The organism is Rhodococcus sp. IEGM 1341 (genome assembly GCF_030056895.1).
In the GTDB taxonomy this organism is placed as follows: Bacteria; Actinomycetota; Actinomycetes; order Mycobacteriales; family Mycobacteriaceae; genus Rhodococcoides.
Map to the genome: position 1 here is coordinate 1,422,558 of NZ_JASHKV010000001.1, position 13,268 is coordinate 1,435,825.

13 protein-coding genes are annotated in these 13,268 nt (G+C 65.1%); 8 read left to right on the top strand and 5 right to left on the bottom strand.

Annotation, left to right across the window (positions count from 1 at the left end):
• The first annotated feature begins 132 nt into the window (after positions 1–132).
• The 6 genes from QM615_RS06350 to QM615_RS06375 all read left to right on the top strand — a co-directional run bounded on the left by QM615_RS06350 (position 133) and on the right by QM615_RS06375 (position 5,923).
• On the top strand, positions 133–762 hold the full coding sequence (locus QM615_RS06350; RefSeq protein WP_231893907.1) for a hypothetical protein: 630 nt from the start codon (positions 133–135) through the stop codon (positions 760–762).
• Positions 763–780: 18 nt separating this feature from the next.
• Positions 781–1,977, top strand: a complete 1,197-nt coding sequence (locus QM615_RS06355) for a sensor histidine kinase (protein WP_149405179.1) — start codon at positions 781–783, stop codon at positions 1,975–1,977.
• Positions 1,977–2,636 carry a response regulator gene (locus tag QM615_RS06360; RefSeq protein WP_149405178.1) on the top strand — a complete coding sequence of 220 codons (660 nt, stop codon included), beginning with the start codon at positions 1,977–1,979 and terminating at the stop codon, positions 2,634–2,636. The genes QM615_RS06355 and QM615_RS06360 overlap by 1 nt, the downstream gene beginning before the upstream one ends.
• 96 nt (positions 2,637–2,732) lie before the next feature.
• The gene (locus QM615_RS06365) at positions 2,733–3,485 is read left to right on the top strand and encodes an ABC transporter ATP-binding protein (protein ID WP_094670511.1); all 753 of its coding nucleotides are present in this window, start codon (positions 2,733–2,735) and stop codon (positions 3,483–3,485) included.
• Complete coding sequence (locus QM615_RS06370; protein WP_149405177.1) at positions 3,482–4,861, top strand: ABC transporter permease; 1,380 nt, start codon at positions 3,482–3,484, stop codon at positions 4,859–4,861. Before QM615_RS06365 ends, QM615_RS06370 begins: the two co-directional genes overlap by 4 nt.
• A gap of 204 nt (positions 4,862–5,065) precedes the next feature.
• Positions 5,066–5,923, top strand: a complete 858-nt coding sequence (locus tag QM615_RS06375; protein ID WP_149405176.1) for a DUF559 domain-containing protein — start codon at positions 5,066–5,068, stop codon at positions 5,921–5,923.
• Positions 5,924–6,027: 104 nt separating this feature from the next.
• Here QM615_RS06375 and egtD read toward each other — a convergent pair whose 3' ends face one another.
• From egtD to egtA, 4 genes are read right to left on the bottom strand one after another with little or no spacing between them, the layout of a single operon-like run.
• Positions 6,028–6,996 carry an L-histidine N(alpha)-methyltransferase gene (gene egtD, locus QM615_RS06380; RefSeq protein ID WP_094639576.1) on the bottom strand — a complete coding sequence of 323 codons (969 nt, stop codon included), beginning with the start codon at positions 6,994–6,996 and terminating at the stop codon, positions 6,028–6,030.
• Positions 6,997–7,005: 9 nt separating this feature from the next.
• A complete protein-coding gene (gene egtC, locus QM615_RS06385; RefSeq protein WP_094639575.1) occupies positions 7,006–7,746 on the bottom strand; it encodes an ergothioneine biosynthesis protein EgtC in 741 nt (246 codons plus the stop codon).
• Entirely contained in the window at positions 7,747–9,051 is a 1,305-nt protein-coding gene (egtB, locus tag QM615_RS06390) for an ergothioneine biosynthesis protein EgtB (RefSeq protein WP_283347122.1), read from the bottom strand.
• Positions 9,048–10,304 (bottom strand): ergothioneine biosynthesis glutamate--cysteine ligase EgtA, encoded by a 1,257-nt coding sequence (gene egtA / locus QM615_RS06395; protein ID WP_149405174.1) that lies wholly within the window; start codon positions 10,302–10,304, stop codon positions 9,048–9,050. Before egtA ends, egtB begins: the two co-directional genes overlap by 4 nt.
• Positions 10,305–10,451: 147 nt before the next feature.
• Between egtA and QM615_RS06400 the strand changes: the two genes are divergently transcribed.
• A complete protein-coding gene (locus QM615_RS06400; RefSeq protein WP_149405173.1) occupies positions 10,452–11,663 on the top strand; it encodes an aminotransferase class V-fold PLP-dependent enzyme in 1,212 nt (403 codons plus the stop codon).
• Here the strand turns inward: QM615_RS06400 and QM615_RS06405 are convergent.
• A complete protein-coding gene (locus QM615_RS06405) occupies positions 11,599–12,531 on the bottom strand; it encodes a DMT family transporter (RefSeq protein WP_149405172.1) in 933 nt (310 codons plus the stop codon). The two genes, QM615_RS06400 and QM615_RS06405, sit on opposite strands and share 65 nt — an antisense overlap.
• 73 nt (positions 12,532–12,604) lie before the next feature.
• On the opposite strand from QM615_RS06405, the gene QM615_RS06410 reads away from it, so the two are divergent.
• The gene (locus tag QM615_RS06410; RefSeq protein WP_149405171.1) at positions 12,605–13,183 is read left to right on the top strand and encodes a TetR/AcrR family transcriptional regulator; all 579 of its coding nucleotides are present in this window, start codon (positions 12,605–12,607) and stop codon (positions 13,181–13,183) included.
• Positions 13,184–13,268: the final 85 nt, after the last annotated feature.

Consider the following 13,268-nt stretch of genomic DNA (forward strand, 5'->3'; position numbering starts at 1 on the left):
GGTCTGTTTCACCCCGCCCCGCCCGCTCTCCGTCCGCTCTGCATGAACTACGTCACGTCCGTGACCGGAACCTGCAGCTCGCGAGACGGGGGTGTGCGGGGCGGGTTTCGTTGTCACCTAAGATGACTCGTCGTGATCGACGCAGACTCTCCCCACGGCCCGGCTGGAACTACTACGGTCAGAATTGCCCGGTGGACGCCGGGCGGGTGCGTCTGGTGCGGCAGCACCGACAGCGTCGAGGACTTCCGAAACGAGCCGCGCTGTGGTCTGTGCCGCGAGAAGGAAGCCGTCATCGACGAGGCCAAGCACTTCATCGGGATGTACGGCCTGCGGCCCCTGGGCGGGACGCTGGCGTCCGAGGACGAGGAGGAGCGCGAGTACCGCGTCACCGCTCGGGATGCGCGTGAGGTGCTCAACCGCATTCGGCTCGAGAAGCTGCCCGATCCGGCCGCCGTCCGCAAAGCCTTGCGCCCCAGGGCCGCTGCCGCGGGCAACGCACCGGCCTCCACGACGTCCGGAACGCCTGCGAAGGCACCGACGAAGAAGTCGCAGGCCGGCGTCACCGGGATCGATGCGATCGAACTGCAGTCCCGTGTGCAGAAGTTGCTCGGCCAGCTCACCTCCGTCGACGAGCAGATCAGCGCGCTCGACGGCGTGCAGGGCCTGCCGGCACGTGCGCGCATGAAGGATCTCGAACGGCAGCGCACCACGGTCCTGTCGACTCTGGCCGCGCTCGAGAAGGCTCGTCGCCGCACCAACTGATCCACGTAGTCTGATCGAGTGCTGCGCAAGCGTTCGATCTCACGGCAGGTGCTCGACGTCGCCTACGCCGTCGTCTTCGTTCTGCTCATGACGTCGTCCACGCTGTACGGTCCCTACGGTTCCGCCGGCTTCGGCGTCCTGGTCGGTTTCGGCGTCGCGCTGGCGGTTCGGCGACGGTCACCGCGACTGTCGTTGGCACTGGCGTGGGTGCTGGCCGTCGTGCAGATGATCAGCGGGGTACTCCCCCTCTCGGCGGACATCGCAATCTTCGCGATTCTGTACTGCTCGGCCGCGTACGGCGACAACGTGCTTCGACGCCTCGGGCTCGCTTCGGCCGTCGCCGGTGGCGTGATAGCGGCTCTGTACCTGGCGTTCGTGGACGGCAATCCGTTCGGCCCGGCCACGGAGGAGGGCTACCAGGAACCCCGACTCCTACAGTTCGCCTTCCTCCTCGTCGGCCTGTGGGCGATGCTCGGGTTGTCCTGGGCCCTGGGTCGCTTGGCCTATGCCCGGCGCACCGCCATCGAATCCGCACACGCGCGTGAGCTCGCGGAAGTACATCAGGCCCGCGCCGAACACGAAGTGGCAATCGAGCAGGAGCGCAACAGAATTGCCCGCGACATGCACGACATCGTGGCGCATTCGCTCGCCGTGGTGATCGCGCAGGCCGACGGCGCACGCTATGTCCGCGCCGTCGACCCCGCTGCCGTCGACACTGCCCTGACGACCATCTCCGACACCGCGCGCGAAGCACTGTCCGACGTTCGGGTGTTGCTCGGACAGCTGCGCCACAGTCAGGGCGATCTCCCGAACCCCACCCCCGACGATCTCGAGCGTCTGTTCGACCAAGTGCGTGCGACCGGCCTGACCATCGACTCGTCGATCGACACCGATTCGGTGTCGTTGGGTGCCGGTGCGCACCTGGCGCTCTATCGGATCGCGCAGGAATCGCTGACCAATGCCCTACGTCACGGCGACCCCGACAAGCCGGTGACCGTCACCATCGAATCCGACTCTGCCGGCATCGAACTGACGGTGCGCAACAGTGTGCCCTCGGCGCGTTCGGCGTCGGAATCGGGCGGCCACGGAATCGCCGGTATGAAAGAACGCGCCAGCCTCGCCGGTGGCATGTGCACCGCGTCCGGCGACGGATCGTCGTGGACCGTGACAGCCTGGCTTCCTGCGGCCGGCTCGTCCACGAAGGGAATCAGCTGATGTCCGATCGAATCAAGGTAGCGCTGGTCGACGATCAGCAGTTGTTCCGCGCGGGCATTCGCATGCTCATCTCCTCGCAGCCCGATCTGGAGTTCGTCGGTGAGGCGGGCAACGGGAAGGAAGCCGTCGAGCTCGCCGCGTCGGCACGTCCCGACGTGATGCTCATGGACGTCCGGATGCCCGTGCTCGACGGTATCGCCGCGACCGAGCAGATCGTGGCCGGATCCGATACTCCCCCGCGGATTCTGGTCCTGACGACGTTCGACCTCGACGAGAGTGCGGCGCGAGCGATTCGTTCGGGCGCAAGTGGATTCGTACTCAAGGATGCGGACCCGGAATTTCTGCTGGCTGCGATCCGGACGGTTCATGCAGGCAACTCGGTGATCGCCGCGTCGGCGACGACGGGTCTGCTGGCGCATTTCACGCCGACACCGTTGGTGCCGAAGGTGCCGGCCGAGTTCGCCACCCTCACGGCGCGGGAGAAGGAACTCTTCCGACTGACCGCCCGCGGGCTGAGCAACTCCGAGATCGCCGAGATGGAATTCCTCAGCGAGGCGACGGTGAAAACGCACATCAGTCGCATCTTCGCCAAGCTGCACCTGCGTGACAGAGTGCAGTTGGTGGTCTACGCATTCGAGCACGGACTCAACTCGCCTTGACCTGCTTGGGACTGACACCGAAGTCATCCTGTAGATGTACGACGCAGAGACTCGCGCCTGATTACTCGGGGCCGCTGAGTTCATAGCGTTGTGGGCATGACGATCACAGCAGGCCCTGTTGCCCGGGCATTCCAAGTCAGCAAACATTTCGGCGACTCGACCAATCCGGTGAGCGCCCTCGACAACGTCTCTCTCGACATTCACGGCGGCCAGTTCACCGCCATCATGGGACCGTCCGGTTCCGGCAAATCGACCCTGATGCATGTGATGGCGGGATTGGACAACGCCAGCTCGGGTCATCTGATGCTGGCCGGTGCAGACATCACCTCGGCCAACGACGACGCACTGACCACGCTGCGGCGCAAGCAGGTCGGCTTCATCTTCCAGTCCTTCAATCTCGTTCCCACCCTCGATGTTCGGGGCAACATCCTGCTGCCGTTCGAGCTCGACGGCCGCGCACCCACCGCCGAGGAGGCGGCCTGGATCGAGCAGCTCATCGACACTCTGGGGTTGCAGGCGCGGGTGAACCACCGGCCGCATCAGCTCTCGGGTGGGCAGCAGCAGCGCGTCGCGATCGCCCGCGCGCTGGGGACCCGTCCACATCTGATCTTCGCCGACGAACCCACCGGCAATCTCGATTCCCGCACCGGCCGTGAGGTTCTCGGCCTTCTCGCTGCGGCGGTGCGCGAGTACGGCCAGTCGATCGTGATGGTCACCCACGACCCCATCGCGGCGAGCTACGCCGATCGCATCGTCTTCCTCGCCGACGGTCACATCGTCAACGAACTGGGGCGTTCGAGTGCGGAACAGGTTTCGAGCTACATGCTGGGAATGGAGAGCGTCCGATGAGTGGGTTGACGTCGGCTCAGGCGTCGAAGGAGCACGGTGCCAGTCTGCTGGTGACCTCGCTCGCGTCGTTCTTCGGTGTGGTGTTGATTCAGGCGACGGCCTTTCTGGTCGACATCTTCGGCGAGATGGAGGGTGCTGCCATCACCGCGCTGTACAGCGTGGCGCTCGTGTTCATCGGTCTCGCCCTGTATGTCGCGGCGGTGGTCACCTCGAACACGTTCGCGACGATCGTCGCGGGCCGCACCCGCACCATCGCCCTTCTGCGCCTACTGGGTGCCCGGGCGCGTGACCTGCGTCGATCGGTGGCCAGGGAAGGCTTCCTCGTCGGATTGTTCGGTGGTGCACTCGGTTCGGTTCTCGGTGTCGGAGCCAGTCATTCCGCGCGAGCCGTTGCGGTCTCGGCCGGTCAGCTGCCGGACGTGGAGTACACGTCCGTCCAACCGCTGGTGATCCTGCCGGTGGTCATCGTGGTGCTGACGACGACTCTCGCGTCCTACGTCGGGTCTCGAAAAGTGCTGGACGTGACTCCTGTTCAGGCAACCGGGGGTGCCGTGGACACGGGAGTGGAGGCTCCGCGGTCGCGTCGAATCAGGACGGGCATGTCGATCGTGCTGATCGCCGGCGGAGTGGCACTGCTCGGCCTCGGAATCCTGATCGGGATGGTGAACCCGACGGGTGTGCTGGTCGCGTTCCTCGGCGGTGTCGCCTCGTTCACCGGCATCATGGTCGGCGCCTATCGAATTCTGCCCGCGACGCTGAGGCTGGTCGGGAAACTGTTCGGACGCGGACCTGCAGCAAAATTGGCCTCGGCCAACGCAATTCGCTATCCGGATCGCAGCACCCGCACCGCGGTGGGATTGCTGATCGGGGTGACGCTGGTGACCACGTTCGCGGTCGCGATGTACAGCTACCGGGCGATGCTCGTCAACGAGTTCGACGAAGCCTCCGTCGACCAGGTCCTCACCGTGACAGTGGGAATCATGACCGGACTCATCGGCTTCTCGGCTGTGATCGCGGCAGTCGGGATGGTGAACAACCTGCTGCTGAGCATTCTGCAGCGCACCCGAGAGATCGGTCTGTTGCGTGCACTCGGATTCACCCGCAAGCAGATTCGGTCGATGATCGTCTCGGAGAGCAGCCAGATGGTGGTCGCCTCGATGGGCTTCGGGCTGATCCTCGGCATCGGATACGGCTGGGCCGCAGCACAATCGCTGCTCGGCTCACTGGATTCACGCGGACTCACGGCTCCCACTCTGCCGTGGGCTGTGATCGCTGGAACCGTGTTGTGCGGTGGCCTCCTCGCACTCGGGGCATCACTGACTCCGGCACGACGGGCGAATCGAATCTCGCCGGTGGTCGCGTTGGCGGATGCCTAGCCTCGTGTTCGACAGTGCTGGGTGATGCTGGCCGGGCAGGGTTGCGCACTATCGACGCCGATCGACGGGATTCCGTCGATCGGCGATCGTTGTGTGCACTGGTGCCCACTCTGCCGGGCACTGCCTGTGGATAACGTCATCGAGTTATCCACAATTGCGAGATTGCCACTGTTGCAGAGGCTCCTCAGCCGCAACGGTGTAGCCATGGGGGTTTACACAGTGCAGCAATTGATGGCGCAAGGACTCAGTACGAGCGGCATTTCGAGACGATCGCAGTCGGGAGAGCTCGTGTGCCTACTGCCGAAGGTCTACGCGACGGAGAAACCGGACTACCTCGGACTGTGCACCGGTGCGCTTCCGTGGAAACCGGACGCCGTGCTAGGCCACGACAGTGCGGCCTGGTTGTGGGGACTGATCGACTACGAACCGCGACTCGTCTCCGTCACGGTGGCCCCGAACGTCCAGTCGAGATCGGTGCCGTGGGTTCGAGTTCATCGCCGACGCCTCGTCGAGGTCCAGCTCCACCGAGGCCTGCGAGTGGTGTCGCTGGAGCAGACATTCGTCGACGTCGCGACCTCGTTGTCGACGCCCGATCTCGAGAAATTCTTCGACGACGCCATCGACCATCATCTGCCGTGGCGACGGGTTGCCGCACTGTGTGACACGTCGAAGGGAATGCACGGGATGGCTTCCGTCCGGAAGCAGCTTCGAACGTGCTGCCCGAGAACACGATCAGAGCCGGAGCGCGTAGTAGCGCGGGCGTTGACAGCCCGCAACTTCACGATGGAGATCAATGCGCGCGTCGGGAAGTTCTACGGCGACTTGGTCGACTTTTCCGCACGAGTCATCGTCGAAATCGATGGCCGAGAGTTCCACACGGATCCCGCCACGTTCAACAACGATCGTCGACGCCAGAACGAGTTGGTGCTCGATGGATGGTTGGTGCTGCGCTACTCGGCGGCCACGGCGCTTGCCGACCTCGATCGAGTCGTGGACGAAATCATCGCCGTCGTGCGGCGTCGCCGGAAGTCGATCGCAGCAACGGACCGTCGACTCCCGTGAATACGCGGCTGCAGCGGGCAGGGTTGCACACTAAAGACGCCGATCGACGGGATTCCGTCGATCGGCGGTTGTTGTGTGCACTGGTGCCCACTCCGGTGGATCCGCTACCCGTCCTTCCGCGCAAGAATGAGTGCGAAGCGGGAATCGGCGTCGGACCAGAGATGGTCGACGCCGAATCCCGCCGCCGCGAGTTCCTCGGTGATGCCCTCCGGCCGGAATTTCGCCGAGATCTCGGTGCGGAGGTCCTCACCGGCGTCGAAGTGCACCTGCAGATCGAGGTCGGCGAGGTACACCTCCTGCGGCGCGTTTGCGCGTAGCCGCATCTCGATCCACTCCTGCTCGGCATTCCACAGCGCGACATGCTCGAAGGCATCGGGATCGAAGTTGCCGCCCAGGCGAGAGTTGATCACCGACAACACGTTTCGGTTGAACTTCGCAGTCACTCCAGCGGCGTCGTCGTAGGCCGGAACGAGAACCTTCGGATCGATCACCAGACCGACACCGAGCAACAGATACTCGCCCGGATCCAGGGCGTCGGCGATGGCTCCGAGAAACTCCCGGCGTTCCTCGGGGATCAGGTTGCCGAGCGTTCCGCCCAGGAATGCGATCGTCCGTGCCTGGCCGCTGGGCAGATTGTGCAGCGTGTCGGTGAAATCGCTGACGATGCCGCGCACCTCGAGCGCCGGGAACTCGTGCGAGATCTGCTCGATGGCACCCTCGAGGGCCGTGACGGATACATCCTGCGGTACATAGGTTTCGAGCGATCCATGCTTCACCCCGGCGGAGAGCAGGATTTTCGTTTTCTCCGACGAGCCGGAGCCCAGCTCGATCAACATCGTCGATCCGGTTGCTTCGGCGACGTCCAGGGCGTGCTCCTCGAGGAGGGCGCGCTCGGTACGCGTCGGGTAGTACTCCGGCAGCACCGTGATCTGCTCGAAGAGCTCGCTGCCCAGCGCGTCGTAGAAGTACTTGGGCGAGAGCCACTTCGGGTCGGCAGTGAGACCGTCCCGCACGTCCTTACGCAACTCGTCGAGCAATGCTGTGTCGGCCAGATGTACGTCCACCGTGCTCATGACGCTCCTTTATGATTCCAGGCTGGAAATGGTGAGATCGGTTGTCGTGGCGACGACCATGCGTCGGTCGTCGATGAAAATCCAGTCGGGTCGATCGTCGAGGGGTTCGGAGGCGATCGTCACCGAATCCTCGGTCCGCAGAACCGACAGCGAATGATGCACCGCCGTGGCGTACATGCTCTGGCCGTCCGACAGCAGAAAATTCAAGCGCGCCTTGGACGAGGTTGCGAGAACCCTGCGGACCAGCATGCGCAGTGCCGACTCGGGATCGTGGGTGCGCAGCAGGTTCTGCAGCACGACCCACAGAGCGGCGGCATCGGTCGGCGCAGGTAATGCGAGCGCGTCGACGGGCGGCACCTCCGACCACAGGTCGGCCATCGACTGCGGCCAACCGAACACCACACCGTTGTGGCTGAACGCCCAACGGCCGTCGGTGAAGGGGGCGCAGGCGGTGCGCTCCACCGGCATTCCCACGGTCCCCGATCGCACCGCCGCGATCACCGACGTCGAATCGATCTGCGGCAGAACATCGTCCACCGCCGGATCGGTCCAGATGGGCATGGGATTGCGGTAGCTGTGCGCGGCTGCGTCGCCGTCCCACCACGCGACACCGAATCCGTCGGCATTGATGGTGCCGCCGCCGCGCATGTCGCTGGGGGCATACGCCTGCACACGCAGACTGTGCTCACCGTCTGTGAGCACTCCCCCGACGGACGTGCGGGGGCCGAGATACCCGAGATGACGGCACATTCAGCTGGGCTCGACGTCTCGGGCCAACCGGAACCCACTGAAGATCTGGCGGCGGATCGGGTGGTCCCAGTTACGGAACGTGCCCCGGCACGCCACCTCGTCGGTGCCGAACGACCCGCCGCGCAACACCTTGTAGTCGCCACGGAGAAACACCTCGGAGTACTCGGCGTACGGGAAGGCCTCGAAGCCGGGGTACGGCTCGAAATCGGAGGAGGTCCACTCCCACACGTCACCGATGAGTTGGTGCACGCCTGCTGCAGAGGCACCGTCGGGATACGCGCCGACGTCTGCCGGTTCCAGATGCCGTTGATTCAAATTGGCATGTACCGCAGTGGGTTCGGCGTCGCCCCACGGGTAGGCGTTGCTGGTGCGGGTCTCGGCGTCGAATCGCGCAGCTTTCTCCCACTCCGCCTCCGTCGGCAGACGCTTGCCTGCCCACCGCGCGTAGGCGTCGGCTTCGAACCAGCACACGTGCACGACGGGCTGATCCGGGCGCACCGGACGGCGCACTCCGAAACTCCGACGCCACCAGGTGCCGTCGGAGTCGGACTCCCAGAACTGCGGCGCGGTCAGGTTCGCGTCGACGCGATGCTGCCACCCCTTGTCGGTCCACAGCTCGCGGCGTTCGTAACCGCCGTCGGCAATGAAGTCCATGAACTGCGCGTTGGTGATCGGGGCTCGGTCGATGGCGAACGTCGGCACGTGCACCGTGTGGGCCGGTCGCTCGTTGTCGAGAGCCCACGGATCGAGCGAGGTCCCCATCGAGAACGATCCACCGGCGATGACGGCCTCACCCGACACCGGTGTGGCCGACGTGGGAGGCGCAGGAGCGGTCAGAACCGCAGGTCCTGAACGCAGTTGATGGGTCGCGAGCATGGTCTCGTCGTGTTGCTGCTCGTGCTGGGCGATCATGCCGAATGCGAAGCCATGTTTCTCGACCGGCCTACCCTCGAAAGTGCTGTGATCGAGCACATCCCAGGCCTTGTCGCGGACGGTCTGGACGTAGACGCGTGCCTCGTCCGGAGTGAGCAATGGAAGCGACGTACGCGAGGAACGCGGGTGTTTGAAGGCGTCGTACAGCTCGTCGATGTCGGGACGCACGGGATCGCGACCACCGACATCGCGAACGAGCCAGAGCTCTTCCTGGCTACCGATGTGGGCGAGATCCCAGACCAGCGGGCTCATCAACGGCGAATGCTGCGACATCAGTTCGGTTTCGTCCACGCAATCGGTGAGCGCCGCACTGCGGGCTCGGCTGCGCGTGAGGACCGTTTCTATCCTGCTCCTGAGTTGTTCGGCGCTCACACCGATTCCTTTCGAGTCCGAAGTTCCCGTGCCGCCGTGTCGAGTGCGCTGGGCGGCTCGCCGGCACTGCACCGGCGAGACGCCGCCGACAGATGGTCGGAGAACTCGCCACCGACCTCCGCTGCGAGGTCGAGCAATTCGGTTGCGGCTGTGCGGAGCTCGCGATCTGCCAGCCCGACGCGGGCCGCGTCGAGCCACCGTCCCGCCGTACCGCCGCCGATCTCGGTGGCTCGGGCCACCAGTTCGGGTGTGGACAGCAGCGCCTCGAACGCCGCCGCCGGAACCACCCATTGCCCGTCCGGCTGCGCGTCGAGATAGCGAATCTCGAAGTGCCCGCAGGCGCGCACCTGAGGGAACAGGGTGGTCAGGTGATAGTCCAGATCGCTGTAGGTCGGCGGGCGTCCGACGATGCCGGGATCGTCCACCCATTGCGCGAACGTGGTGCCGGGCGGCGCTTCCCAGTTCTGCGTGACGCCCTGGATGCAGAGCAACGGAACGTCCAGCGCCCACCGTGCGTAGTCGGTGATCGGGTCGCCGGTGTTGGGCGCCAACGTTCTGCTCGAATCCGTTCTGCTGGAATCGAGTTCGAGCCAGGTCCGCATCCGCTGGGATGCCCAGCGTCCCGCGGGTGCACCGGAAAGTTCGGGAGATCGAGCGAACGCAGCCACGAAGGCAGGACCGATGACGTGGAGCATGTGCCAGCGCGCGGCGACCTCGGCACGATCACGACCCGCGTCGACGCTCACTTGAGCCGCTGCGGTGTTGCACATCATCAGCTTTCCGAAGGGACCGATGGTGGTGAACCGATTCTCCATCGCGCAGTACCGCGGTAGCACGAGGAGACGTTCGGGTGCCCGAGCAGTATCGGCCGGAACGGACGCGATATCGATGCCGGCCTTACCGAGAATGTCCCGTAGCAACCGCGCATCGGCGTCGAGCATCGGTGCGAGTTGGGAAACGGATAGATAAGGCGAACTGGACAATTCGACCTGACCGCCGGGTTCGACGGTGACGATGCTGCCGCCCGGCAACGACAGGGCGGGTGACTCGGGATCGATACTGCGCGGGGAGTGAACACCGAGCGCAGCGGCCAGAGCTGGGAGGGTCGGACGCGTTCCGTCGTCGAGGGCGGTGAGCCACTCGAGTTCGGCACCGATGAGAGCCGGTGGCCCCAGCTTGAAACACACCTTCGATACATATGCCTCTGCTGCTGGGCGCGAGCTCAGCCCGAGAGACTTCTCGTTGGACGACACTCATTCCTTCTTTCCGCACTCAACACGTTCTCCGCTCGGAGTACGTACCCAGCCGCGGGGATCGAAAACGCCGCGATCCCTCGTCTGATCGAGGCTACCGATTGTGGAACTCTGGTGCCCGAGAGTTCGCTACCGAAAGGACGACCGATGCTCGATCACGACCGCATTCGACGCGACACCCCCGGTGCGTCGGGCCGGGTCTTTCTCGACAGCGCCGGATCGTCTCTACCTCCGACCGTCGTCCTCGATACCGCGATCGAACACCTGCGCCGGGAAGCGGAAATCGGTGGGTACCGGGCCGCGAACGAACGACTCGACGATCTCGCCGCGGTCAAGACCTCGATCGGAACCTTGATCGGAGCCCCGGCAGCGAGCATCGCACTGAGCGATTCTGCGACCCGGGCCTGGACAGACTTCTTCTACTCGGTGCCGCTGTCCCCCGGTGATCGAATACTGCTGGGCGAGGCCGAGTACGCCAGCAACGCGATCTCCGCCCTCCACCGCGCCGAGGTCACCGGCGCAACGGTGGAGATCGTCCCGAGTGACGAATCGGGACGCATCGACGTGCACGCACTCGAATCGATGCTCGACGACCGGGTGAAACTGGTCTCGGTGGTGCACGCCCCCACCAACGGCGGTCTGATCAATCCTGCCCGTGCTGTCGCCGATCTCGCGCACCGCCACGGCGCACTGGTCCTGCTCGACGCCTGCCAGTCCATCGGGCAGATGCGCATCGACGTCGAGGAATTGGGAGTCGATGCTCTCTCGGCGACCGGCCGCAAATGGCTGCGCGGCCCCCGCGGAACCGGCTTCCTCTACCTGCGACCGGGATTGGCGTCGACACTGCATCCGCCGGCCCTCGACCTGCACAGCGCTCAATGGGTCGACCGACAGACGTACCGAATGGCCGACGATGCCACGCGATTCGAGTTCTGGGAATGCGACATCGCGGCCAGGCTCGCGCTCGGGGCGGCCGTCGACTATCTCCTCGAGCTCGGCGTCGACCAGGTCGAGGAGGCCGTTGTCGAACGTGCCGAATACCTGCGGGCCGGGCTCCGGAAGATCCCCGGAGTGACCGTGCACGACCTCGGCGACCGCAAGAACGGCATCGTCTCGTTCACCGTGGACGGCGAAGATCCCGTGGCCGTGCGCGACCGACTCGGGGAGCGCGGGGTGACCGTGACCGTCAGCCACCGCAGCTCGACCCGCCTGGACATGACCGGCCGGGGGCTCGACGCGGTCGTTCGTGCATCTCCCCACTATTTCGTCACATTCGCCGAATTGGACACGATGCTCACTGCGCTCGCAGGTGCGCGACCGGTTTTTGGTCGTTCCGCAGGCTCCATTCCGGGCTCGTAGCAGGGGTTGACGTTCCGCTCACATAGGCGGCCACACCGACTGCGGAGATCACCAGCCCACCGAGTCCGAGCCAGGTGATCGCGTCGCCGAACATGATCCAGGCCCACAGCATCGTCGTCGGCGGGGTCAGGTAGAGCAACACACTGGCGCGGGTGGGCCCGTTGCGACGCACCACGAACAGGTACGCGCCGTACGCACCGAAAGTCGAGAGCACGACCGTCCACGCGACAGCTGCCCAGAAGCCCGTCGTCATGGGCGGTGCGACATCACCGGCCAACGCGCTCCATGTCATGAAACCGGCTGCGCTGATAGAACATTGGATGGCCATCGCCAGCGCGATCGGCTCCTTCGGTGCCAGCACTCGCTGACCGATCGTGCCCATCGACAGAGCCAGCATCCCGGCCGCCGGTAGTAGGTAGACGGGCCAGGCGAGGTCGGCACCGGACATATCCCCCAGCACCACCAGCGAGACACCCGCGATGCCGACGACGAGCCCCAGACTCTGCCGCCCTCCGACTCGTTCGCCGAAGATCCGACTCGATGCCGTCGCGACGACCAGCGGCTGAAGTGCGGCGATCAATGCGGCGACTCCCGGTGGCACACCCATACCGATCCCGGTGATCGTGGCACCGAGGTAGAGGAACTGACAGAAAAGGCCGAGGACCGCGTGGATTCGGATGGCATGCCAGGTGGGGGTCAGCCGCCGGTACCGGCACCAAGCGATCAGTAGCACCGCGGCCGCGACATAACGCCAGGCCAGCAGAGTGTGCGCGGGGGCTTCGGCTGTACCGAGTTCGGCTCCGATGAAGCCCGAACTCCACAGCACCACCAGGGCCGTACCTGCGACGGCGTCGACATTCGCTTTCATGCTGCGATGTAAACATACAGGTCTGTATACTTACAGTGCACCTGCTGCTCACCAGCGCTTTCGGAAGGCAACCATGCTCGACAAGCCCCTCACCCCCGCCGGAGAACGCATCCTCGCCGTCGCCAGCGAGCTGTTCTACGCCCGCGGCATCCGAGCCGTCGGAGTCGACCTGATCGCGGAGGAGGCCGGCACCACGAAGAAGACCCTGTACGACCGATTCGGCTCCAAGGACGGCCTGGTGCAGCGATATCTCACCCGTCGATACGCTCTGTGGTGCGATCACGTGACGGAATTCGTCGATGCCCTCGAACCCGGCGACGCCCGCATCCTCGGGGTGTACGACGCCCTGGACCTCTGGATGCGCGACAACCATCGCGGCTGCGGATTCGTCAACGCCTTCGCCGAGTTCGGTGGCACCGACAGCCCGGTGCTCGCGATCATCGAGTCCGAGAAAGCCTGGACCAGATCGTTGTTCGCGCGACTGGCCACCGAAGCCGGATACCCCGATGCCGAACAGCTGGGAACCCGACTGTCGGTGCTGCACGAGGGCGCGGTGGTCATGGGGACGGCAGGGGCTCGCGATGACGCCATCGTGGTCGCGCGGGGCATTGCGTCGGATCTGCTCGCTGCGCTCGCAGGTGCACGGCAGTAACTGCGGTCGTTACGCCGGCTCCACTCCGTGCTCGTAGCAGGGGTCGAGCTTCCACGCCCGTGACGTGGTCGTGTATTGTTTCCCA